The organism is Pseudomonas sp. dw_358 (genome assembly GCF_018449655.1).
In the GTDB taxonomy this organism is placed as follows: domain Bacteria; phylum Pseudomonadota; class Gammaproteobacteria; order Pseudomonadales; family Pseudomonadaceae; genus Aquipseudomonas.
In genome coordinates this window covers 16,540-39,980 of the sequence record NZ_JAAVUX010000013.1, presented here as the reverse complement: position 1 = coordinate 39,980, position 23,441 = coordinate 16,540, and the positions used below count along the sequence as shown (strand labels likewise).

Annotated in this window: 20 protein-coding genes; 8 read left to right on the top strand and 12 right to left on the bottom strand. The window is 63.0% G+C overall.

What is annotated here, in order from left to right; all coding sequences use genetic code 11:
• Window positions 1-333: 333 nt before the first annotated feature.
• Window positions 334-4,026, bottom strand: a complete 3,693-nt coding sequence (gene metH, locus HB675_RS18255; protein WP_213880081.1) for a methionine synthase — start codon at window positions 4,024-4,026, stop codon at window positions 334-336.
• A gap of 165 nt (window positions 4,027-4,191) precedes the next feature.
• On the opposite strand from metH, the gene HB675_RS18250 reads away from it, so the two are divergent.
• Window positions 4,192-6,492, top strand: a complete 2,301-nt coding sequence (locus tag HB675_RS18250; protein ID WP_213880079.1) for a fatty acid cis/trans isomerase — start codon at window positions 4,192-4,194, stop codon at window positions 6,490-6,492.
• 36 nt (window positions 6,493-6,528) lie between these two features.
• Here HB675_RS18250 and HB675_RS18245 read toward each other — a convergent pair whose 3' ends face one another.
• From HB675_RS18245 to HB675_RS18235, 3 genes are read right to left on the bottom strand one after another with little or no spacing between them, the layout of a single operon-like run.
• The gene (locus tag HB675_RS18245) at window positions 6,529-7,317 is read right to left on the bottom strand and encodes a transporter substrate-binding domain-containing protein (RefSeq protein WP_213880077.1); all 789 of its coding nucleotides are present in this window, start codon (window positions 7,315-7,317) and stop codon (window positions 6,529-6,531) included.
• 59 nt (window positions 7,318-7,376) lie between these two features.
• Window positions 7,377-8,651: a glucarate dehydratase family protein gene (locus HB675_RS18240; RefSeq protein WP_213880075.1), complete on the bottom strand. Its 1,275-nt coding sequence runs from the start codon at window positions 8,649-8,651 to the stop codon at window positions 7,377-7,379.
• Window positions 8,648-9,955, bottom strand: a complete 1,308-nt coding sequence (locus HB675_RS18235) for an MFS transporter (protein ID WP_256737602.1) — start codon at window positions 9,953-9,955, stop codon at window positions 8,648-8,650. The genes HB675_RS18240 and HB675_RS18235 overlap by 4 nt, the downstream gene beginning before the upstream one ends.
• Before the next feature lie 212 nt (window positions 9,956-10,167).
• Here HB675_RS18235 and HB675_RS18230 point away from each other — a divergent pair, with 212 nt between their 5' ends.
• Window positions 10,168-11,061: a LysR family transcriptional regulator gene (locus HB675_RS18230; protein ID WP_213880071.1), complete on the top strand. Its 894-nt coding sequence runs from the start codon at window positions 10,168-10,170 to the stop codon at window positions 11,059-11,061.
• A 44-nt stretch (window positions 11,062-11,105) separates the two neighbouring features.
• Here the strand turns inward: HB675_RS18230 and HB675_RS18225 are convergent, their stop codons facing one another.
• Window positions 11,106-12,023: an AraC family transcriptional regulator gene (locus HB675_RS18225; protein ID WP_213880069.1), complete on the bottom strand. Its 918-nt coding sequence runs from the start codon at window positions 12,021-12,023 to the stop codon at window positions 11,106-11,108.
• Between the two features lie 321 nt (window positions 12,024-12,344).
• Between HB675_RS18225 and HB675_RS18220 the strand changes: the two genes are divergently transcribed.
• From HB675_RS18220 to HB675_RS18205, 4 genes are all read left to right on the top strand, one after another.
• Window positions 12,345-13,694 carry an MFS transporter gene (locus tag HB675_RS18220; RefSeq protein WP_213880067.1) on the top strand — a complete coding sequence of 450 codons (1,350 nt, stop codon included), beginning with the start codon at window positions 12,345-12,347 and terminating at the stop codon, window positions 13,692-13,694.
• A gap of 120 nt (window positions 13,695-13,814) precedes the next feature.
• The gene (locus tag HB675_RS18215) at window positions 13,815-14,507 is read left to right on the top strand and encodes a fumarylacetoacetate hydrolase family protein (RefSeq protein ID WP_213880065.1); all 693 of its coding nucleotides are present in this window, start codon (window positions 13,815-13,817) and stop codon (window positions 14,505-14,507) included.
• A 47-nt stretch (window positions 14,508-14,554) separates the two neighbouring features.
• Entirely contained in the window at window positions 14,555-15,325 is a 771-nt protein-coding gene (locus tag HB675_RS18210; RefSeq protein WP_213880063.1) for an SDR family oxidoreductase, read from the top strand.
• Window positions 15,326-15,352: 27 nt separating this feature from the next.
• The gene (locus tag HB675_RS18205; RefSeq protein ID WP_213880061.1) at window positions 15,353-16,309 is read left to right on the top strand and encodes an NAD(P)-dependent oxidoreductase; all 957 of its coding nucleotides are present in this window, start codon (window positions 15,353-15,355) and stop codon (window positions 16,307-16,309) included.
• Between the two features lie 88 nt (window positions 16,310-16,397).
• Here the strand turns inward: HB675_RS18205 and HB675_RS18200 are convergent, their stop codons facing one another.
• The 6 genes from HB675_RS18200 to HB675_RS18175 all read right to left on the bottom strand — a co-directional run bounded on the left by HB675_RS18200 (window position 16,398) and on the right by HB675_RS18175 (window position 21,521).
• A complete protein-coding gene (locus tag HB675_RS18200) occupies window positions 16,398-16,595 on the bottom strand; it encodes an AbrB/MazE/SpoVT family DNA-binding domain-containing protein (RefSeq protein ID WP_213880059.1) in 198 nt (65 codons plus the stop codon).
• A 52-nt stretch (window positions 16,596-16,647) separates the two neighbouring features.
• A complete protein-coding gene (locus HB675_RS18195; RefSeq protein WP_213880057.1) occupies window positions 16,648-19,125 on the bottom strand; it encodes a PAS domain-containing protein in 2,478 nt (825 codons plus the stop codon).
• Between the two features lie 284 nt (window positions 19,126-19,409).
• Window positions 19,410-20,273: a methylated-DNA--[protein]-cysteine S-methyltransferase gene (locus HB675_RS18190; protein ID WP_213880055.1), complete on the bottom strand. Its 864-nt coding sequence runs from the start codon at window positions 20,271-20,273 to the stop codon at window positions 19,410-19,412.
• Between the two features lie 88 nt (window positions 20,274-20,361).
• Complete coding sequence (gene alkB, locus HB675_RS18185) at window positions 20,362-21,018, bottom strand: DNA oxidative demethylase AlkB (protein WP_213880054.1); 657 nt, start codon at window positions 21,016-21,018, stop codon at window positions 20,362-20,364.
• A 9-nt stretch (window positions 21,019-21,027) separates the two neighbouring features.
• Window positions 21,028-21,189 carry a hypothetical protein gene (locus HB675_RS18180; RefSeq protein WP_213880052.1) on the bottom strand — a complete coding sequence of 54 codons (162 nt, stop codon included), beginning with the start codon at window positions 21,187-21,189 and terminating at the stop codon, window positions 21,028-21,030.
• A gap of 29 nt (window positions 21,190-21,218) precedes the next feature.
• Window positions 21,219-21,521: a DUF1883 domain-containing protein gene (locus tag HB675_RS18175; RefSeq protein WP_213880050.1), complete on the bottom strand. Its 303-nt coding sequence runs from the start codon at window positions 21,519-21,521 to the stop codon at window positions 21,219-21,221.
• Between the two features lie 168 nt (window positions 21,522-21,689).
• Between HB675_RS18175 and HB675_RS18170 the strand changes: the two genes are divergently transcribed.
• The gene (locus HB675_RS18170) at window positions 21,690-22,046 is read left to right on the top strand and encodes a hypothetical protein (RefSeq protein WP_213880048.1); all 357 of its coding nucleotides are present in this window, start codon (window positions 21,690-21,692) and stop codon (window positions 22,044-22,046) included.
• Window positions 22,047-22,057: 11 nt separating this feature from the next.
• Here the strand turns inward: HB675_RS18170 and HB675_RS18165 are convergent, their stop codons facing one another.
• Complete coding sequence (locus tag HB675_RS18165; RefSeq protein WP_213880046.1) at window positions 22,058-22,342, bottom strand: hypothetical protein; 285 nt, start codon at window positions 22,340-22,342, stop codon at window positions 22,058-22,060.
• Window positions 22,343-22,586: 244 nt separating this feature from the next.
• Between HB675_RS18165 and galU the strand changes: the two genes are divergently transcribed.
• Complete coding sequence (galU, locus tag HB675_RS18160; protein ID WP_213880043.1) at window positions 22,587-23,426, top strand: UTP--glucose-1-phosphate uridylyltransferase GalU; 840 nt, start codon at window positions 22,587-22,589, stop codon at window positions 23,424-23,426.
• The last annotated feature ends 15 nt before the right edge of the window (window positions 23,427-23,441 follow it).

The following is a 23,441-nucleotide window of genomic DNA, read 5'->3' as shown; positions in this document are numbered from 1 at the left end:
CGGTTCATGACCTTGCTTGTTGAAAGGGCTTTGCTGCGCTTAACTGGTACTGGCGTACAGGTTACATCTTTATAACAACAAGAGAGACAAACCGATGAGTCAGCCTGCCAAAGTTCGCAAGCCTGCCAGTCATACCGATGCCTGGGCCATATTGTTCATGATCGTCGTGGTGGTGGGGGCCGGGTTGTTCTGGGTCACCCATCATTGAGTCTGTTTGTCCGTGCAGACCCCCGCGCGGGCTAGCCCTGATCCCCCAAAGTCGACCGCGATATCGGGGTTCACTTTGTGGGAGCAGGGCTTGCTCGCGATGAGGCCCGCACGGGCTAAAGCAAATTAATTGTCATAGCCCAGATTAGGCGCCAGCCAGCGTTCGCTCACGGCCAGCTCCTGGCCCTTGCGTTTCGAATAGCTCTGCACTTGATCACGATCCACCTTGCCCACGGCAAAGTACTGCGCCTGGGGGTGGGCAAAATACCAACCGCTGACCGCCGCCGCCGGGAACATGGCGTAGTGCTCGGTCAAGGTCACGCCGCTCTGGCCGCCCTGATCCAGCAGGTCGAACAACTGGCCTTTTTCGGTATGGTCCGGGCACGCCGGGTAGCCCGGGGCCGGGCGGATGCCTTTGTACTGCTCGCGGATCAAGGCGTCGTTGTCCAGCTGTTCGTCCTTGTCGTAGCCCCAGTGTTGCTTGCGCACCTGCCGGTGCAGCCACTCGGCACAGGCTTCGGCCAGGCGGTCGGCGAGGGCTTTGACCATGATCGAATTGTAATCGTCGCCCTTGTCCTGATAGGCCTTGGCCACTTCTTCGGCACCGATGCCGGCGGTGGTGATGAAGCCGCCCACGTAGTCGGTGATGCCGCTGTCCTTGGGCGCGACAAAGTCGGCCAGGCAGAAGTTCGGCTTGCCATCGGTCTTGATGATCTGCTGGCGCAGATGGTGCAGGCGCTCCAGCGGCTGACCCTGTTCGTCCAGCAACTGGATGTCGTCGTGGTCCACCGAGTTGGCCGGCCAGAAGCCGAACACCGCGCGGGCACTGATGAGCTTTTCGTCGATCAGCTTGCGCAGCATCTCTTTCGCGTCGGCGTACAGCGCTGTCGCCGCTTCACCCACCACCTCGTCCTGAAGGATGCGCGGGAATTTGCCCGCCAGGTCCCAGGAGATGAAGAACGGCGTCCAGTCGATGTATTCGGCCAGAACATTCAGGTCGATGTTGTCCAGCACCTTGGCGCCGGTGAAGCTCGGTTTGACCGGGATGTAGGTGCTCCAGTCGAAGCTGGCCTTTGCCGCGATGGCCTGCTCGTAGCTCAGGCGCTCGGTGCGCGCGCTGCGGTTGGCGGTGCGTTCGCGCACTTCGATGTACTCCAGGCGCGTGCGTTCGACGAAGCCGGCTTTCAATTCCTTGGACAGCAGCTGGGTGGCCACGCCGACCGCACGGGACGCGTCGGTGACGTAGACCACGGCATCATTGCTGTACTTGGGTTCGATCTTCACTGCCGTGTGAGCCTTGGAGGTGGTCGCGCCGCCGATCATCAACGGCAGGTGGAAATTCTGGCGCTGCATTTCCCGGGCAACGTGGACCATTTCGTCCAGCGACGGCGTGATCAGCCCGGACAGGCCAATGATGTCGCACTTTTGCTCGCGCGCCACCTGCAAGATTTTTTCCGCCGGCACCATCACACCCAGGTCGACAATGTCGTAGCCGTTGCAGCCCAGCACCACGCCGACGATGTTCTTGCCGATGTCATGCACGTCGCCCTTGACCGTGGCCATGAGGATCTTGCCCTTGGCCTCCGGCTTGTCGCCTTTTTCCAGCTCGATGAATGGAATCAGGTGGGCCACCGCCTGCTTCATCACCCGCGCCGACTTGACGACCTGGGGCAGGAACATCTTGCCCGAGCCGAACAGGTCGCCAACGATGTTCATCCCTGACATCAGCGGGCCTTCAATGACCTCGATGGGCCGTTTGAACGATTGGCGCGACTCTTCGGTGTCTTCGACGATGTGGGTGGTGATGCCCTTGACCAGCGTATGTTCCAGGCGCTGGTTGACCGGCCAGGTGCGCCACTCTTCGGTTTCCGCTTCCTTGACGCTGCCATCGCCCTTGTATTGGTCGGCAATGGCCAGCAGCGCGTCGGTACCTTCCGGGGTGCGGTTGAGCACCACGTCTTCCACGGCGTCGCGCAGTTGCGCCGGGATCTGGTCATAGATCTCCAGCTGGCCGGCGTTGACGATGCCCATGGTCAGGCCGTTGCGGATCGCATACAGCAGGAACACCGAGTGGATCGCCTCGCGCACCGGATTGTTGCCCCGGAACGAGAACGACACGTTGGACACCCCGCCGCTGGTCAGGGCATGGGGCAGGTGGTCGCGGATATAGGCGCAGGCGTTGATGAAGTCGACCGCGTAGTTATTGTGCTCCTCGATACCGGTGGCGACGGCGAAGATGTTCGGGTCGAAGATGATGTCTTCGGGCGGGAAGCCGACCTCATCCACCAGAATGTCGTAGGAGCGCTTGCAGATTTCCTTCTTGCGCGCTTCGGTGTCGGCCTGGCCGGCTTCGTCGAAGGCCATCACCACCACGGCGGCGCCGTAACGTTTGCACAGCTTGGCGTGGTGAATGAACTGCTCGACGCCTTCCTTCATGCTGATGGAGTTGACGATGCCCTTGCCCTGGATGCACTTGAGGCCGGCCTCGATCACTTCCCACTTGGAGGAGTCGATCATGATCGGCACCCGCGAGATGTCCGGCTCGCCGGCGATCAGATTGAGGAAGGTGACCATCGCCTTCTTCGAGTCGAGCATGCCCTCGTCCATGTTGATGTCGATCACCTGGGCGCCGGCCTCGACCTGCTGCAGGGCCACTTCCAGGGCTTCGGTGTAGTTCTCTTCACGGATCAGCCGAGCGAACTTGGCGGAACCGGTAATGTTGGTGCGCTCGCCGACGTTGACGAACAGCGAGCTGCGATCGATGGTGAACGGCTCCAGACCCGACAGGCGGCAGGCCTTGGGAATGTCCGGGATGACCCGCGGGGCGTAGCCGGCCACGGCCTGGGCGATGGCCTGGATGTGTCCGGGCGTGGTACCGCAGCAGCCGCCGACAATGTTGAGGAAACCGCTCTGGGCAAATTCTTCGATGACCGCTGCGGTTTCCCGGGGCAGTTCGTCGTACTCGCCGAAGGCGTTGGGCAGGCCGGCGTTGGGGTGGGCTGATACATGGGTGGCGGCCTTGTTGGCCAGCTCTTCCAGGTATGGACGCAGTTCCCGTGCCCCGAGGGCGCAATTCAGACCGACGGAAATCGGCTTGGCGTGGGCCACGGAGTTCCAGAAGGCTTCGGTGGTCTGCCCGGACAGCGTGCGGCCGGAGGCGTCGGTGATGGTCCCGGAGATCATGATCGGCAGCTCGAAACCGATCGCCTCGAACACGCCTTGCACGGCGAAGATCGCCGCCTTGGCGTTGAGGGTGTCGAAGATGGTCTCGATCAGAATCAGGTCGGCGCCGCCTTCGATCAGGCCTTTGGTCGCCTCGGTGTAGTTTTCCACCAGTTCGTCGAAAGTGACGTTGCGATAGCCAGGGTTGTTGACGTCCGGAGACAGCGAGCAGGTGCGGCTGGTGGGACCCAGCACGCCGGCGACGAAGCGCGGCTTGTCCGGCGTCTCGAGGGTCTTGGCATCGGCCACCCGCCGCGCCACACGGGCACCTTCGACGTTCAGCTCATACACCAGCGATTCCATGCCGTAGTCGGCCTGGGACACTTGGGTGGCGTTGAAGGTGTTGGTCTCGAGGATGTCGGCACCGGCATCCAGGTAGGCCTTCTCGATGGCGGCGATGACGTCCGGGCGGCTGAGCAGCAGCAGGTCGTTGTTGCCTTTGACGTCGCTCGGCCAGTCGGCGAAGCGCGTGCCGCGGTAGTCCTCCTCCTCCAGCTTGTAGCTCTGGATCATAGTGCCCATGCCGCCGTCGAGGATCAGGATACGTTCCTTCAGGGCTTGCTTGAAGGCGTGAAGACGAGCGCTGCGGTCGGACATAAGGGCTACCTGGTCGAGATGAAATCGGTGCACGAAACGGCGAAATGATAGCAAACCTGCAGGGCGTTAAACTGCCCGCGATCCAACATGAATCGCATTCATGTTAGATCGCTGCTTAGGCAGGTACAATGGCCACCTGAAATTTCTCGTTGGGACGACCGTCGCATGATCCATCGTATATTTGCCGGCCTGCTGGCAATGCTCTCTTGCGGCGCCGTTCTCGCCCAGGGTCCCACGGACTCCTTGCCCCCGATCTCCTATCTGCGCGACGTGCAGCCGATCTTTGCCGAAAAGTGCGTGGCCTGCCACGCCTGCAACGATGCGGCCTGCCAGCTCAACCTGGGCAGCGCCGAAGGCGCCAGCCGTGGTGCTTCCAAGGTCCCGGTGTACCAGGGCGACCGCAGCGTTGCGGTCACGCCGACGCGAATCTTCTTCGATGCCCAGACCACCGAAGGCTGGCGCGCCAAGGGCTTTTACTCGGTCCTCGAGTCTCAAGGGCCTCAGGCGGCCTTGATGCAGCGCATGCTGGAACTGGGTCACTCGGCGCCGATGACCCCCAATGCCAAAGTGCCTTCGGACATCATCCTCGGGCTGGCCCGGCAGAACATGTGCCCCAAACCCGCCGAATTCGACGCCTACGCCGGCGCTCACCCCACCCAGGGCATGCCGCTGGCAGTCACCGGCCTGACCGACAACGAGTACGCCATCCTGCAACGCTGGTTCAAGGCCGACTCACCGGTGGACTCGCAGAATTTGCAGCCCAGCGCCGTGGAGGCCGCGCAGATCGCCGGCTGGGAGGCGCTGTTCAACCGTCCCGGTGCCAGCGAAGCGCTCGCCGCGCGCTGGCTGTTCGAGCACCTGTTTCTGGCCCACATTTATTTCACCGGCGGCGAACCGGGGCATTTCTTCCAGTGGGTGCGCTCGCGCACGCCCAGTGGTCAGCCGGTGGACATCATCGCCACCCGCCGGCCGGACGACGATCCTGGCACCCAGCTGTACTACCGCCTGATCCCGGTGCAAGGGGTCATCGTGCACAAGACCCACATCACCTACCCGGCCAGCCCGCAGAAGCTGGCGCGGATCAAGCAACTGTTCTACAGCGGCAACTGGCACACCGACAGCCTGCCGGGCTACGGGCCTGGGCATCGGGCCAATCCGTTCGAGACCTTCGAGGCCATTCCGGCGGCGGCCCGTTATCAGTTCATGCTCGACAACGCCGAATACTTCGTGCGCACCTTCATTCGCGGGCCGGTCTGCCGTGGGCAGATCGCCACTGACGTGATCCGCGATCATTTCTGGGCACTGTTCCAGGACCCCAGCCACGACCGCTACATCACCGACCCGGTGTACCGCGCCAAGGCCACACCCCTGCTGGCCATGCCAGGGCAGAACGATGATGTCGGCAGTGTGCTGAGCCTGTGGCTCGACTACCGGGACAAGCGCAACGACTACGAAAACCTGCGCCGCGATGCCTACGCCAAGGCGCCGCCGGCCAACTGGTCGAGTGTGTGGACCGGCAATGACAACGCCTTGCTGACCATCTTCCGGCACTTTGACAGCGCCTCGGTGAACAAGGGCCTGATCGGTGACGTGCCCACCACGATGTGGCTGTTCGACTACCCGTTGCTGGAGCGCACCTATTACCAGTTGGCGGTCAACTTCGACGTCTATGGCAATGTGTCTCATCAGGTGCAGACACGGTTGTACTTCGACCTGATCCGCAACGGTGCCGAGGTCAACTTCCTGCGCTTGATGCCGGCCAAGCGTCGGGGCAAGATCCTCGACAGCTGGTACGCCGATGGCGGCAAATTCAAGATGTGGCTGGATTACCAGAAGATCGACACCAGCACCCCGTCGGCGCTGCAACTGGACGAGCATGACCCCAAGCGCGACTTCGCCTACCAGCTGATCGAGCGAGTCGGCTCGCTCAACGCCAGCCCGGACCCGATCAACCGCTGCATGGGGGCTTATTGCTCACGCGAGGGCATCAGCGAAACCTTCCGGGACGTCGAGCAGTCACTCAGCCGGCTGGTGTCGCGGCCGGCGGCGGGGCTCAAGGTCATCGACCAGTTGCCAGAGGCTTCCTTGCTGCGCATCGACGATGGTCACGGCCACCGCGTGGTGTACAGCATGCTGCGTAACCGCTCGCACACCAACGTCGCGTTCCTGCTGGGCGAGGCCTATCGCTACCGTCCGGGGCTGGACACACTGACCATTTACCCCGGGGTGCTGAGCAGCTACCCGAACTTCATGTTCAATATTCCGGCCGACCAGGTGCCGGCCTTCGTCGACGCCATGACGGCGGCCAAGGACGCGCCGGCCTTCGACAAGATCGTCGAGCGCTGGGGCATCCGCCGCAGTCATCCGCAGTTCTGGTTCTTTTTCCACGACATGACTACGTACCTGCAGGAGACTGACCCGCAGGAGGCGGGGGTATTGGACATGAACCGGTATGAGAACCTTTGACACCGCGATACAGCCGGCGCAGTGGCTGGGCCGGCCTCAAAAATCGGCCGGCAACGGCTCCTTCAACCACTTCTCGGCCAATTGATTCAACGACCCGTCCGCCTTCGCCCCGGCAATCACCTCGTTGACCTTGCCTGTCAACGCCGTTTCATCCTTGCCGATGCCCACGTAACACCCCGAATCCTTCAGCTTGAACTTCAACAGCGGCGGGCGTTTGGGGTTTTTCTCGGCGATCACGGCCATGGGCGCGTTGCCACTGGCGATCAATTGCACCTGCCCGGCCAGAAACGCGGCAATGGAGGTGTTGTTATCTTCGAAACGCTTCAAATTGGTGCCTTCGGGTGCCACCTTGCTGACTTCGAGGTCTTCCAGGGCGCCGCGGGCCACGCCGATGCTCTTGCCGGCCAGGTCCGCCGGACCCTTGACCACCACATCCTCGGGCCCATACACGGCCATGTAGAACGGCGCGTACTTGCTGCTGAAGGCGATGACCTGCTCGCGCTCCGGAGTCTTGCCGAGGCTGGAGATGGCCAGGTCGACCTTGCCGGTGGTCAGGTAGGGAATACGGTTGGCCGAGCTGACCGGGACCAGATGCAGTTTGACCCCCAGCTTGTCGGCGATCAGCTGCGCCATGTCGATGTCCAGCCCGCGCGGCTTGAGGTCGGGCCCCACCGAGCCGAAGGGGGGGAAGTCCTGGGGCACGGCGACGTTCAGTACGCCGCGCTGGCTGATGTCCGCCAAGGCATCGGCGTGGGCCCAGGAGGTGACGGCACAGGCCGCAGCAAGAAGGGTGAGAGTGGACAGGCAGCGGCGCAATGCAATCATGGGACCTCAAGAGAAAACGGCGAGTGATTGCATTGGCTAGCAAATGGCGGGCCGCTTGCTCAGAAGCGCGGTTTGACCGCTTTCCAGTCCGGCTTGTATTTCTGCATCTGCTTGACGTCGTCGCGTTGGCGAATACCGCACGTCAGGAACTGGTCGTGCAGTTTGGCCAACTGCTCATGGTCCAGCTCTAGCCCCAGCCCCGGTGCGCGAGTGATCTTCACGCAGCCGTCGACAATGGGCAGCTTGCCACCCTTGATGACTTCTTCGTCCGGCTCCTGCCAAGGGTAATGGGTGTCGCAGGCGTAATCGAGGTTGGGCACCGACGCCGCCACATGGGCCATGGCCATCAGGCTGATACCCAGGTGCGAGTTGGAGTGCATCGACACACCCAGCCCGAAGGTTTCGCACATTTTTGCCAGTGCCTGGGTGTCGCGCAGCCCGCCCCAGTAATGGTGGTCGGCCAGCACGATCTGCACGCTGTTCAGGGCAATGCTGCGGCGGAACTCGTCGAAATCGGTGACCACCATGTTGGTCGCCAAGGGCAGGCCTGTGCGCTTGTGCAGCGCGGACATGCCGTCGAGGCCGGGGCAGGGGTCCTCGTAATATTGCAGGTCATCGCCCAGCAACTCGGCCATGCGCACCGAGGTCTCCAGTGACCAGTTGCCGTTGGGGTCGATGCGCAGTGGATGGTCGGGGTAGGCCTTTTTCAGCGCCTTGATGCACGCTACTTCATGCTCGGGCGGCAGCGTCCCGGCCTTGAGCTTGATGCTCTTGAAGCCGTAGGCCTCGATCATGCGCCCGGCCTGGGCGACGATCTGCGCTTCGCTCAAGGCTTCTCCCCAGCTGTCAGGCGCGTAGGGCGAGCCGGCGTGTTCGGCGTATTTGAAGAACAGGTAGGCACTGAACGGCACCTGATCACGAATCGCCCCGCCCAGCAGGTCCACCAGTGGCACATTCAGCGAGTGGGCCTGCAGGTCGAGGAAGGCCACTTCGAATGCCGAATAGGCATTGCTCACCGCCTTGCTGGCGTGGGAGCCGGGGGCCAGTTCGGCGCCAGCCAGGCTGACCGGCTTGTGCGCCGCCACAGTGGCCTGGACCACGGCCCGCAGATGGTTGAGGTTGAACGGGTCGAGTCCGATCAACTGCTCCTTGACCTGCTGCTGGATCAACAGTGCCGGTGCATCGCCGTAGCTCTCGCCCAGACCGATGTAGCCGTTGTCGCTTTCAATTTCGATGATCGAGCGCAGGGCATAGGGTTCATGGATGCCACTGGCATTGAGCAGCGGCGGGTCACGGAAGGCGATGGGGGTGACGGTTACGCGGACGATTTTCAAGAGGCGGCTCCCGAGAGGTCTGGGTCGAAGGTCTGGCAGTGGGCGGCGCTGTTGGGCGCGGCACTCACCGCCGTCTTGTTCAGGTGTTTGCGTGGCGCGTCGCGACGGGGTTTGCTGCGGGCGAAGAACACGGCGATGGCGGCCACCAGCGAGGTGGCGGCCAGCCCATACAGGCCGCCTTCGATGGAACCGGTGGTCTGTTCCAGAAAGCCGAAGGTGGTAGGGGCTACGAACCCGCCCAGGTTACCCACCGAGTTGATCAGTGCGATCACGGCCGCCGCGATGCGAGCATCCAGATAACTTTGTGGCAGGGGCCAGAAAAGCGCCGAGGCGGCCTTGAAACCGATCGCGGCAAAGCAGATGGCAATGAAGGCGAAGATCGGCCCGCCGGTGGTGGACATGAACATGCCCACGGCGGCGATCACCAGGGTCAGGGCCACCCAGGCCTGCGGGTGTTTCCATTTGCTGGCGGCCGCTGCGAAGCCGTACATGGCGAGGATGGAGATAATCCACGGCACCGAGTTGAACAGGCCCACTTCGAAGTCGCCCAGATTGCCCATCTTCTTGATCATGCTCGGCAGCCAGAAAGTGGCGCCATAGATGGTCAGGGCGATGGAGAAGTAGATGAAGCAGAACAGTGCGATCTGCCCGTCGGCCAGCAGCGTGAACATCGACGGCCGTTTACCCTGCTCGGCTTCACGGTCTTGCTGTTCCTGGGCGATGGTCTGCACCAGGGCTTGCTGTTCATCAGTGCTCAGCCATTGGGCCTGATGGGGGTACGATTGCAGCCAAAACCAGACGAAGCCACACAGGACGATGGAGGCGAAACCCTCGATCAGAAACATCCACTGCCAGCCATGCAGGTTCAGGCCGCTGACAGTGAGCAGCGCGCCAGACACCGGGCCGGAAATCACCGAGGCAATGGCCGAACCGCTCAAGAACACCGCCATCGCCTTGCCGCGCTCGGACGCCGGCAGCCATTGGGTAAAGTAATAGATGATGCCGGGGAAGAAACCGGCCTCGGCCGCGCCGAGGATGAAGCGCAGGATGTAGAAGCTGGTTTCGCCTTTGACGAAGGCCATGGCCATGGCGGCGGCGCCCCAGGTCAACATGATCCGCGCGAGCCACGCTCGGGCGCCGAAGCGCTGCAGCAGGATGTTGGACGGCACTTCGAACAGCGCGTAGCCGATGAAGAACAGCCCGGCGCCTAGGCCATAGGCGGCCGCACCGATACCCAGGTCTGTCTCCATGTGACTGCGCACGAAGCCGATGTTGACCCGGTCGATGTAGTTGACGATGAACATCACCACGAACAACGGCAGCACATGGCGTTTGACCTTGGCAGCGGCGCGGGCCAGCGTCCCGGGGTCGATGGGCAAGGCGGGTTGGACTTCAGTCACAGGCAGCTCCCGATGATTATTCTTTTTTGGGGTAGAGCGGTGTGAGAGGATCATCGCCTTGCTGATTGTTCCCGTCTAATCCAAGTTGGCTCTCGATTGATACCCGGAATAGATCAATGTTCGAACTTGCCCAGTTGCGCTGCTTCACCACCGTCGCCTCCGAGCTGAATTTTCGCCGCGCCGCCGAACGCCTGAACATGACGCAGCCGCCCTTGAGTCGGCAGATCCAGCTGCTGGAGCATCACCTGGGCGTGGCGCTGTTTACCCGTAGCACCCGCAGCGTGGCGTTGACGGCGGCCGGCCGGGCGTTTTTCGTCGAGGCGCAAAGCTTGTTGGAGCAAGCGCAGGCGGCCGCGCTGTCGGCCAAGCGCTTTGCTGCCGGCGACATTGGTTCGGTCACCGTCAGCTTCGTCGCCAGCGCGGTCTATGAGTTCTTGCCCCAGGTGATTGCCGAGGCGCGGCTCAAACAGCCGCACATCAAGATTTCCTTGAGCGAGATGAACACCTACCAGCAGCACGAGGCCCTGCGTTCGCGCCGCATCGACTTGGGCATTGCCCGCTCGCCCATTCGCCAGGCCGGGTTTGCCAGTGAATGCCTGGTGCGCGAGCCCTTTGTGCTGGCGGTGCCGGCGGCGCACCGGTTGGCAACCGGGCCGGTGGCGGTGGGGGACCTGCAGGGCGAGCCATTTCTGATGTATTCGCACTCGGCCTACCAGCCTTGGAATGAACTGCTCACCGGCATGTTTCGCTCGGCCCGGGTGGCGCCGGATTACGTGCAGTGGCTGGGATCGTCCTTGACCATTCTGGCGCTGGTCAACGCCGGCATGGGCCTGGCGCTGGTGCCCCGTTGTGCGTCCAGTGTGGTGTTTCGCAACGTGGTGTTTCGTGAAATCGACCTGGGGCCGGGGGTGGAGAGCGAGTTGCACCTGCTGTGGGGGGAGGACAATGACAACCCGGCGTTCTTGATGTTGCTGGAGGCATTGCGCGGGGCGATGTCGGGGTTGCGCTGAACGGGCTCACGTCCCCTGGTCCTGCGGTTCCCTGGATCCATCCATTACCCCGCCGCGCCGACCAGGCCCTCGCGCCGGCGAAACTGCCCTGGCGGCAGCCCATGAGCCTGGCGAAACCTGCGGGAAAAATACGCCTCGTCGGCAAACCCGCATAACCGCGCAATCTCCCCCACGGCCTTGCTGCCGTTGAGCAACAGACTGCGGGCCTGATGCATGCGCCGCTCCAGCACCATCTCGCTGAAGCTCTTGCCGGTTTCCTTGCGCAGCCAGTGGGTCAAGTAGTGGGGTGACAGGTAGGTGGCTGCCGCGGCTTTTTTCAGGTTCAACTCGGGGTCGGCCAAGTGCTTGCGCACGTAGTCGTTCATCCGCGCCATCGCATTCCGGCGGCTGGCCTGGGCGGCGTTGGTGGCCGCCAACGCTTGCAGGCCCTCGGCGTAGCGCTGGCAGACCGAACCGATCAGTTGCAGCAGGCAGCCTTTGAGGTATTCCCGCGAGCCGAAGGCGCGGCTGCTGTCCACCCGGCGCATGCGTTCGATCAATTCACGAATGTCGTCGAAGGGCTCGGGGTCGAGGATGAAGTCCAGATGCTCCTGGAAGCGAAACGGCGACAACTCCGGTGCCTGGGTGATGGACAGGTCTTCGAGGTCCAGCGGCGAGCATTGCACGTGCGGCAGCAGAAAGCTCTGATCGAAGTTGATGACGATGAATTCGCCAACCGGCGGATGGGGGATCAGGTGCACGCGATGGGGCAGGATGAAGGCCAACGCACGGCGTGGGAAAGGCCGTTGCACGTTGCCGATGTGCTGCACCGTGTCACCGCCGAGGTTGACCTGGATCTGGAAATATTCGTGGCGGTGCGGGGTGGTGGCGGTGCTGCCACCGAGCTTGTCGCGGATGTAGAAGTCCGGGCGTTCGCTGCGCTGCTGCATGGCGAAGGTCGGGACGGCAGTGGCGACGGGCATAGAGGTGTTCCTGCCTTTTTTTTGTTAGGGCGATCATACGACGACTGCGGCTGCCAGGCCACATTTTGCAAAATGACCTGGAAAAATCCGTGTCCAAGTTTCAGTCGTCCCGACGTGGGGTCGCCATGGCTCTGCCACGGCCATTACAGCGTTTTGCGAGGCGGGTAGCACGGGCTGAGGGCGGCGAACATTTTTTTGGACAAGTCAAAATAGCCTGGGTTACTGATGCAAAACGATATAACCAGCCCATTGCACTGCGACAGTTGTACGATAACTTAGAGCCTCGCTTCAGGACCATCTCTAACAATAATGAGGTCTCACATGTCGAGCATTTCCGATACCCGGCCGGCGCCCGCCGTCGATGCCGCGGCGCCCAAGGATGCGGCCACCAGTGGTCGCCTGCCCACCCGGCGGCGGTGGTTCATGCTGTCGCTGCTGCTGGTCGCGACCATCATCAACTACGTAGACCGGGTCAATATCTCCATTGCCGCACCGTTCATGGCCAAGGACCTGGGCCTGGACAAGATCCAGATGGGCCTGATCTTCTCCGCCTTCGCCTGGACCTACGCCTTCGCCCTGGTACCCGCCGGTTTCATCGCCGACCGCTTCGGCTCGCGTTTTACCTATGGCATCTCGCTGCTGAGCTGGTCGGCCGTGACCGTGTCCCAAGGCCTGGCCGGCGGATTCGCTTCGCTGTTCGGCCTGCGCCTGGCGGTGGGCGTCATGGAAGCCCCGGCGTTTCCGGCCAACACCCGCGCGGTCGCGGTGTGGTTCCCCGCCCGGGAGCGGGGCATGGCCAGCAGCATCTACGTCTGCGGTCAGTACCTGGGCACCGCGCTGTTCACCGGCGCACTGTTGTGGCTGGCCACCACCTATGACTGGCGTCATGTGTTCTACAGCACGGGCCTTGTGGGCATTGTCTTTGGCGTGGTCTGGCTATTTGTGTACCGTGACCCGCTGTCCTGCAAAAAAGTCAGCAAGGAAGAACTCAAGTACATCGAAGAGGGAGGCGGCCTGGTCAAGAGCAGCCAGGAGCGCACCCGATTCAACTGGCGGCAGATCACCGAGCTGTTTCGCTATCGGCAGATCTGGGCCATCTGCATCGGCAAGTTCGCCAGCACCTCGGCACTGTATTTCTTTTTGACCTGGTTCCCGACGTACCTCATCGAAGAGCGTCACCTGACCACCATCAAGGTGGGCATTTTCGCGGTCCTGCCGTTCATTGGCGCGACAGTGGGCATTCTGCTGGCGGGGATCATTTCCGACCTGTTGATTCGTCGGGGCGTGTCGCTGTCGTTTGCCCGCAAGCTGCCGCTGGTGGTGGGCTCGATGCTCGGCATGTCCATCGTGTTGGTCAACTTCACCGACTCCAACGCGGTGTGCATCGCGGTGCTGACCATGGCCTTCTTCGCTCAGGGCATTGCCTCGGCGTCCTGGGCGGCGGTATCGGAAGTGGCGCCCAAGGAGTTGATCGGCCTCACGGGCGGCATCACCAGCCTGGCGGCGAACATCGGCGGCATCGTCACGCCCATCGTGATCGGCGCCATCGTCCATGAGACCGGCTCGTTCGCCTACGCTTTCTGGTTCATCGGCGGCGTGGCTTTGATCGGCACCCTGGCGTACTCGCTGTTGTTGGGCAAGCTCTACCGCATTCAGTTGCAGGCCCGCTGAAGCTGGCGGGATACGTCCAACGCCACCACGGCTTTATCCAATGACGGGGCGGCTGCGCTGCGCAAGCATCGGCCAACACGCGCCACGCCCCGGCGCAGAGCACCTTGACGAGGATTCGATGTGAGCGACTTACTCTTTGCACCCGCCGTGGCCAGCCTGCCGATTTCAGGCAGCGACCAGCGTTTTCCCGTTGCCCGGGTGTTCTGCCTGGGCCGCAACTACCACTGGGGCGACTCGGCCGGCCAGCCGCGCAGCGTGCCGCTGTTCTTCATGAAACCGGCCAGCTCGGTGATCGAGGCGGTGGGGGAGTTGGAGTACCCGACCCAGACCAACGAGTTTTGCCACGAAATCGAGCTGGTAGTAGCGATCGGTGCCGACGGCTTCCAGATCCCGGCCCATCAGGCGCTGGAATATGTCTGGGGCTATGGCGCCGGCCTGGACCTGACCCGACGCGACCTGCAGATGGCCGCCAAGGCCATTGGTCAGCCCTGGGAAGCGGCCAAGGCCTTCGACGGCTCGGCGCCGATCACCCCGCTGGTGCCGGTGAGCCGCATTGGCCATCCGGACAAGGGTGCGGTCTGGCTCAGCGTCAATGGCGTCGAACGCCAGCGCTCGGACCTTGATGCGCAGATCTGGTCGGTGGCCGAAGTGGTCAGCCAGCTGTCGCAATCGGTGCGCCTGCGGGCCGGCGACTTGATCATGACGGGCACACCGCCTGGGGTAGATGCCTTGCTCCCTGGCGACGTGATCACCGCTGAAATCGAGGGCATTGCCCGCTTGCAGGTCCAGGTCGGCGAACGCGGCCAGGCCTGAATATTTTTCATTTTGATCCGCTGATTTTCTGCCCAGGAGTGAACGACATGAGCCAGGATTCGCAACAACTGCACAAGATTGCCTTGGTCACCGGCGCCGGTAGCGGCATTGGCCGTTCCGTGGCCCTCGGGCTGTTGGCCGACGGTTTCAAAGTGGTGCTGGCCGGGCGCCGCATCGAGCCCTTGCAGGCCCTGGTCGAGCAGGCCCGGGCTGAAGGCGGCGAGGCGCTGGCCGTGGTCACCGACGTGCGCGACCCGGCCAGCGTCAAAGCCTTGATGGCAACCGTGGAGGAGGTCTATGGCCGTCTGGACGTGATTTTCAACAACGCCGGCATCAATGCCCCTGCCGTGCCGGTGGACGAGCTGGACGTGGACAACTGGTTGAACGTGCTCAACACCAACGTCACCGGGGTATTCCTGTGCTGCCGCGAGGCCTTTGGCCTGATGCGTCGGCAAGTGCCGCAAGGCGGCAGGATCATCAACAATGGTTCGATCTCCGCCCACGTGCCACGGCCGTTCACCGCGCCGTACACCGCGAGCAAGCACGCGGTGCTGGGGATCACCAAGAGCCTGGCGCTGGACGGGCGCGAGTTCAACATCGCCTGCAGCCAGATCGACATCGGCAACGCCTTGACCGACCTGTCGGTGCGCATGACCAAGGGCGTGCGCCAGGCCAACGGCAGCATCGCCGTGGAGCCCATGGTGGACGTCAAGCATGTCGCCGATGCGGTGCGTTACATCGCCGGGCTGCCGCTGTCGGCCAACGTGCTGAACATGACGGTCATGGCCACCCACATGCCTTTTGTCGGCCGCGGCTGACGTTTCATCCCTTTGAGGAGGTCTTCAATGAAGCCTGAAATCCTGCAACTGAGCCCTATCCTGATTGCTTCGGTACGCGACCAGCTGGCCGAGATCTACACGGTGCGGCGCTATTACGAACAGACGGACAAGGCCGCCTACCTGCGTGAGCACGGCGCCGCCATTCGCGGTGTGGTCACCGGTGGCCACACCGGGATCACCCGCGAAGTCATGGAGCAACTGCCGCGCCTTGAGGTGGTGGCCGTCAATGGCGTAGGCACTGATGCGGTGGACTTGGCCTATACCCGGGACCGGGGCATTCAGGTCAGCGCGACGATCGGGGCGCTGACCGAGGACGTTGCGGACCTGGCGCTCGGTTTGTTGCTGGCGACTTGTCGCGGCCTGTGCACAGCCGATCGCTTCGTGCGCGCCGGTCTGTGGCCGCAAAGCAGGACGCCGTTGGCGCCGATCCCTTTGGCGCGGCAGTTCAGTGGCATGCGCGTGGGCATCGTCGGTATGGGCAGGGTCGGGCGAGCGGTGGCGGTGCGCGCGGCCGCTTTCGGTTGCCCGATCAGCTACACCGACCTGCATGCCATGGGGGATGTGCCTTACACCTTTATCAGTGATCTGGTAGAGCTGGCCCGGCAAAGCGATGCGCTGGTGCTGGCAGCAGCGGCCGACAAGGCCGAAGGTTTGATCGATGCCAAGGTACTGGACGCTTTGGGCGCCGAGGGCTATCTCATCAACGTGGCCCGCGGGCGGCTGGTCAACGAAGCGGACCTGGTGGCGGCCTTGCGGCAGGGCCTTATCGCCGGGGCAGGCCTGGATGTGTTCGTCGACGAGCCCAACGTGCCGCCGGCGCTGTACGCCCTGGACAACGTGGTGTTGCAGCCCCACCGGGCCAGCGCCACCGAGCAGACCCGCACACGCATGGGCGAGATGGTGCTGGCCAGCCTGGCGGCGGCGTTTGCCGGGCAGAAGGTGGTGGGGTTGGTCACCGCGTAGGAGCACGCGAAGCCCGCGATGGCGTCACCTGGAAAAAAAGCGTGATAGTCATCGCGGGCTGGGGATCCTGCACCGACGGCGGCCCGGATCAGCCTTCCAGCAGATCATCCAGCCGGTCACGCACCTTGGCCCGTGTCGACAGCACCAGCGTCTGCGCCGCCGCATCGGCTTCGACGATGTACAGGCTGTCGCCGACGTCCACCCCCAGCTCCTGCAACACTTCGTCCGGCAAGCGCAGTGCGCCGTCGCCGTCCCAGTCTTCGATGATCAGTTTCATGCCTTGCATGGTGATGCTCCTGCCCGAAGCTTTTCAGGCTATTCGATTTTTCTGTTGAGGGTCACGCCTCGCCCGTGCGGCGCAGCAGGCGACAGACATTGCGGGTAAAGGTGGTCAGGGCAAACGGCTTGGTCATCATTTCCATGCCATCGGTGAGAAAACCCTTGGCCAGGGTCGCGTCCTGGGCGTAGCCGGTGATGATCATTACCGGCAGGGTCGGGCGCAGCTGCACCGCCCGTTCGGCCAACTGACGGCCGTTGAGGCCGGGCAGGCCCAGGTCGGTGATCAACAAGTCGAAATGATCATGGGACTCCACCAGCTGCAGGCCAGTCAGGCCGTCGGCGGCGGTAAACACCGTGCAGCCCAGTTCCTCCAGTGAGCCGGTGATCAACTGGCGGATGGCCGGCTCGTCTTCCACCAGCAAGACTACGGCCTCGCTATGGTGTCCCGGCTCGCGGTGCTCCAGCGGTGCAACCGGCATTTCCAGTTCGCCGCCGTAGCGGGGCAGCAGGATGGCCACCGAGGTGCCTTGGCCTGGCCTGGACTGAATGTCCAGATGGCCCTCGCTCTGCTTGGCGAAGCCATACACCATCGACAGCCCCAGCCCGGTGCCCTGGCCCAGCGGCTTGGTGGTGAAGAACGGCTCGATGGCGCGCAGGCGCACGTCAGCCGGCATGCCGGTGCCGTGGTCCTGGATGCAGACACTGACGTAATCGCCCGAGCTGATGTCCGAGCCCACCACCAGCATGTCGGCCTCGATGCGCTGGTTGCTGACCACCACCTGAATCTGGCCGCCCTGAGGCATGGCGTCCCGGGCATTGATCACCACATTGAGGATGGCACTTTCCAGTTGATGGGGGTCGCACAGGGTCGGCCACAGGTCGGCGGCGCCCGCCAGGTCCAACTGATACTGGGGACCCAGGGTGCGTTGCAGCAGGTCCTCCATGCCCAGCAGCAGCGCCGTGACGTCGGTAGGCTTGGGCACCAGTGGCTGACGCCGGGCGAACGCCAGCAAACGATGGGTCAGACCTGCCGCACGGGTGGCCGAATGCATGGCACCGTCTATGAGCCGCTCCAGGTTGGTCGTGCTGCCCTTGTTGATGCGTTTCTGAATCAGCTCCAGGGAGCCGGTGATGCCCAGCAGCAGGTTGTTGAAGTCGTGAGCAATGCCGCCGGTGAGTTGTCCGACAGTTTCCATCTTCTGCGCCTGGCGCAGGTGCTCTTCGGCATGGCGCAGCGCGGCAGCCTGGGCCTTTTCCATGGTGACGTGGCGGCCGTAGGCGTAGTACAGATCGCCTTCCTTGACGGTCTGCCAGGAGATCCAGCGGGGCGTACCGTCCTTGTGTCGATAGCGGTTCTCGAAGACGTCGGAGCAAACCCCGGCCACTTCATGGAAATGGTGCGAGGTGGCGGCCACATCCTCGGGCCAGATGAACTCCAGGAAGCGCCTGCCTTCCAGCTCGTGCGCCTCATACCCCAGCACCTCGCGCCAGGCCGGGTTGACGGCAGCCAGCATCTCGTTTCTGTCGATGAGCGCCAGCATGTCCCGGGAGTTGCGCCAGACACGGTCGCGCTCGGCGGTGCGCTGGGCCACGCGCGCTTCGAGGGTCTCGTTGAGCGCACGCAACTCGTCAGTGGCCACGCGCAGGTCCTGCTGGGCACGGTGGGCCTGGCTGACATCATAGCCCTGGACGAAGATCCCGGTGACCTCGCCCTGATCGTTGATCACCGGTTCGTAGATGAAATCCAGGAAGTGCTGCAGGGCCGGACCGCCGCTGTCGGGCACCAGGTAAATCGGCACGTGGGAGGAGACCAAGCGCTCGCCGCTGCGGTAAACCTGATCGAGCCAGTCGATATAACGCTGGCCGCCGAGCTCCGGAAAGGCTTCGCGCACGCTGCGGCCCAGGAAGTCCCGGTTGCCGAACAGCAACGAGTACGCCACGTTGGCGAACTCGAACACGTGTTCCGGGCCTTGCAGGATCGCCACAAAACCGGGCGCGCGCTCGAACAGGCGCCGTTGCCGTGCGCTGTCGGCAATGGTGCGGCGCTCGCTGATGATCTGGGCGGTGGTCTCCTGACAGGCACAGAAAAACCCCAGCACCTGATGATCGGCATCGCGTACCGGGGTATGGGAAAACGAGAAGTGCGCTTCCTCCAACTGGCCATGGCGCTGCAGTTGCAGGCTGATGTCGTTCATCTGCACGGCTTCGCCCTGGTAGGTGCGCTCGACCATCGGCAGCACTTGCTCGCGGACGTCGTGCCATACGTCGAGAAAATCACGGCCCATGGCGGCCGGGTGGCGGTCCTCGAGGATCTGGCTGTAGGCATCGTTGTAGAGCAGGGTGCGCGCGGGGCCCCAGGCAACGAACATTGGCTGGCGCGAGCCCAGCAGTACTACCAGCAGCGTCTGCAACGAAGCGGGCCAGTCAGAGGCCGGGCCAAGCGGCGTCCGCGCCCAGTCTTGCTGGCGTATCAGGGCTCCGGCATGACCGCCGCCGGAAAGAAAACTCAAGGTCGAGTGCTGGGTTGGTCGAGGCATCCGATTCCATTCTTGTCAGGTGCCCCGTGCAGCGGGGCATTAAGTTCCAGACATTGGCGCGAGCCGGGTCGTTCCGGTCTGGGTGAAAAATAACCTTCGCTTGTCTGGCGGCTTCTGCCAGCGGGGCTATACCTGCCCTCAGTTTTCACTGCCAACGGCCTGATATCGCGGTTCGGCTGATGGTCACCGCTGGTGGCGCTTGATCGCTGGCGCGACGCGCTCGCCTGTCCCGTGTTGCTGTCGCTGACGGGTGTCGGTGGCTCGGCACTGGTGGATGCGCTCAATTACGCCAGGTTCTGATCAGGCGCCTGTTGCCGTTCCCGGTCCAGCAGGGCCTGTTTGCGCTCGATACCCCAGCGGTAGCCCGACAGCCCGCCATCGCTGCGCACCACCCGATGGCAGGGGATCGCCACCGCCAGCGGGTTGGCCGCGCAAGCTCCGGCCACCGCGCGCACCGCGTTGGGTGACCCGATGCAGCGGGCGATCTGGGCATAGCTGGCGGTGCTGCCGGGGGCGATATCGGCCAGCGCGTTCCAGACCCGTTGCTGGAAGGCGCTGCCTTGCACGTCCAGCGGCAGATCCAGGCCCAGCGCGGGGGCCTCGACGAAGCCGACGACCTGCGCCATCCACTGTTCGAACCCGCTGTCGGCCCCCACCAGGGTGGCGCGGGGGAAGCGCTGTTGCAGGTCGTGGACCAGCGCCTCTGGGTCGTCGTCCAGCAGGATGGCGCAGACGCCGCGCTCGCTGCCGGCCACCAGAATGGCGCCCAGTGAACACTGGCCCACGGCAAAGTGAATCACGGCGTTGCTGCCGCCGTTGCGAAAATCCGCTGGCTTCATCCCGAGCATGCGGTCGGCGGCTTCATAGAAACGCCCGTTGGAGTTGAAACCCGCCTGATAGATCGCCTCGGTGACCGAGTCGGCACTGCGCAAGTGTTCGCGCACCCGTTGCGCGCGGTGCGCGGCGGCATAGTCGCGGGGGGTCAAGCCGGTCAGGCGTTTGAACAGGCGATGGAAGTACGCCGGGCTCAAGCCGGCCTGTTCAGCCAGGGTATGAAGTTCAGGCAGGCCGGCGCTGCTCTCGAGGCTGTTCTCGATGCTGCGACAGGCGGCGGTGACGGTGGCGGCGTGCTGTTCGACGCGAGGCATGACGGGGGCTCCGAGGTTGTTTCAGCGGCGAGCATAACGCGCTGTTCGGCGCCGGACACTCCGAGTCTTGCGCTGTTTGATCGAGTGGCTAGCCGGCCCTGCGCAAGGTGAAGTTGATGCGCTGCGGCCCCATCACCGGGTGGCGTCCTTCCTTGAGCGCCAGCACGCCATGAAAGCGCAGACGGTCGACGCCACCCCACACCATCACATCGCCATGGAGCAGGGGCACCCGTTGCGGCCGGTCGCTGCGCTGCTGACCACCCCACAGGAACATGGCCGGTAACCCGAGGGAGACGGACACCACTGGCTGGCTGTAATCACGTTCGTTGCGGTCCTGGTGCAGGGACATTTTTGCCCCGGGTACATAACGGTTGACCAGACAGGCATCCGGGTCGAAATCGGCAAAGCCGGCCTCGGCCGCCGCCGCAATGGCCAGGGTCCGCATGGCCTCGGGCAGCATTGGCCAAGGCGCGCCGCTGTGGGGATCGCGATCGCTGTAGCGGTAGCCCGCCAGGTCGGTGGTCCAGCCCAGCGCGCCACAGTTGCTCAAGGCCACCGACATGGTGAAGCCGCCGGGGGTAACCATGCGCCGAAAGGGCGAGGCGGCCAGCACGGCGCGCAGTTCGGGCAGCAGTGCATCGACCTGCGGCAGGGCGAAACCGCGCAGCACGAAGGTCTGCGCGCCCAGTTGTTCGGTGCGCGGGGGCTGGGCGGCGTCGGCCTCGGCAAGCAGGTCCTGTTTCATCGTGGGTGGTTACAGCGCCTTGCTGACGTGAATGTCGCTGATCTTGACGGCATCGTCACCATGGATCTGCGCCAGCGCGGCGGTGGCTTCTTCGACGGAACCCGAGGCCAACTGGGCGAAATCCCAACGGCGCTCGCCGTCGAGCTTGTAGCGGATGACATATTTGGTCATGGCAGGTACTCGGTGAGGTAAAGCCGGGCTCAGCTGAACTTGGAGGTCGAGCGACGCACGATCTTGATGGTGTGCGTGAAGGCGGCCTTGCGCGTCGCGGTGGTAGGTTTTGAACCGGCGGTGTCGATGGTGATGTTCCAGAAGCCGGTGCTGGGCGCAGCGATCTTCGCCGGAAAAGTGTCGAACGCGCCGCCATGATAGGTGTGGCGCCCGCCGTTCTTGAAGCTGCGGAAGTTGGCGTCGCTCATCAGGCGAATGTTGCAGCGCTGGGAGCACTCGATGACCACCAGATCATCTTCGTTGAGGTGCTCGCGCTGGTGTACGAATTTCATGTCGGTCTCCGGGACGCAGGTGCAGGCAAACGGCAACGATACCACGGCGTGGGTGTACACTGGCCGCCGATATGCGCAAGCTGACGACGATCGGCTACTTCTCGAGCAGGCTCGGGAGTAAAAGCGCAGTGACCGTGGTCTTAGTGTTTTTTTCCTGTGGAGATCATTATGAAGTGGGCCTGGCTGGTGGTGGGTATGGGTGTGGTGTTGAGTGGATGTACGTCGGTGGCAGAAATTGAACACAGCCCCGAAACCCTCAGTGTGATTTCTGGCAAGACCCCGAAGCAATACACCGACTGCCTGGTGGCCAAGCTGGCTGATACGCGCAAGCCATCGACGGTGGAGCCACACAAGGAAGGTTTTCGCGTGATCGTGCCGCAGAAAATGTCGTCTGGCCCGGCGGCGGTGATTACCATCGACGAGCGCTCCAGCGGCAGCAGCATCAAGGTGCAAGAGCACCTGCAGAACTTCCCGTTGCGCCCAGGTGACGTGCGCAAGGCCGCCACGGCCTGTATTTCGGGTTGACCCTCAGTGGGTTATTTGCACTCGATGGTCAAGGTGCGCACTTGAAACTTGCCCAGGTCCTGATCCAGTAGACTGGCATCGGGGCGGGGGGCGGGTTTGCCATCGGCACCGATGATGTTGTAGTTGCTGCTCGGGCAGGACTGCCGGGCCTTTTCGTAGCATTTGTCCCAGTTCAGCGCCTGGCCCGAGCAGTCGATGGTCAGGCCTTGCTGGCCGCTCTTGAGGTAGGTAGGGGTGGCTGAAGCGCACCCGGCGAGGGTAGCGATCGCGGCAAGCAGAACGGGAAGTCGACGCATTTTGGCTGGAGTCTTGAGATTAAGTGGCGCAATGCTATAGGTTGTCCGGGCAAGCGCATAGATGGCATCGGGATTGTCATGTGGCATTCAGGCGCCGCGGCAATATTCACCACTCGGTTGAACTATCTGTAACAAGATTTCTCTATCATCCAATCATTCGCGGTGGGACGAGCCATTGTCACCTGCTCGTCGCCTGATTAGACTGCGGCGAACCTCGTGACACAGCCCGTTATTAAGGACTTTTATGATCAAGAAATGCTTGTTCCCAGCAGCCGGCTACGGTACTCGCTTCTTGCCAGCGACCAAGGCAATGCCTAAAGAGATGCTGCCGGTGGTCAACAAGCCACTGATCCAATACGGCGTCGAGGAAGCACTTGAAGCCGGGTTGAACCAGATCTCCATCGTCACCGGCCGCGGCAAGCGGGCGCTGGAAGACCACTTCGACATCAGCTACGAGCTGGAAAACCAGATTCGCAACACCGACAAGGAAAAATACCTGGTCGGCATCCGTCGTCTGCTGGACAACTGCACCTTCTCCTACACCCGTCAGGTGGAAATGAAGGGTCTGGGGCACGCTATCCTCAGCGGCCAGCCGCTGATCGGCGACGAGCCGTTCGCCGTGGTGCTGGCCGATGACCTGTGCGTCAACCTCGACGGTGACGGCGTGCTGGCGCAGATGGTCAAGCTCTACAACCAGTTTCGCTGCTCGATCGTCGCGATCCAGGAAGTCGATCCACAGGAAACCAACAAGTACGGTGTGATTGCCGGCGAAATGATCCGTGATGACATCTATCGGGTGCACAGCATGGTCGAGAAGCCCGCGCCGGAAGATGCGCCGTCGAACCTGGCGATCATCGGTCGTTACATTCTGACCCCGGATATCTTCGACATCATTCGTAACACGCCTCCGGGTAAAGGCGGTGAAATCCAGATCACCGACGCGCTGATGAAACAGGCTCAAGACGGTTGCGTACTGGCCTACAAGTTCAAAGGCGAGCGTTTCGACTGCGGCGGCGCCGAAGGTTATATCGACGCCACCAACTTCTGCTTCGAAAACTTCTACAAGACCGGCAAGGCTTACTAAGCCAGGCACCGGTTG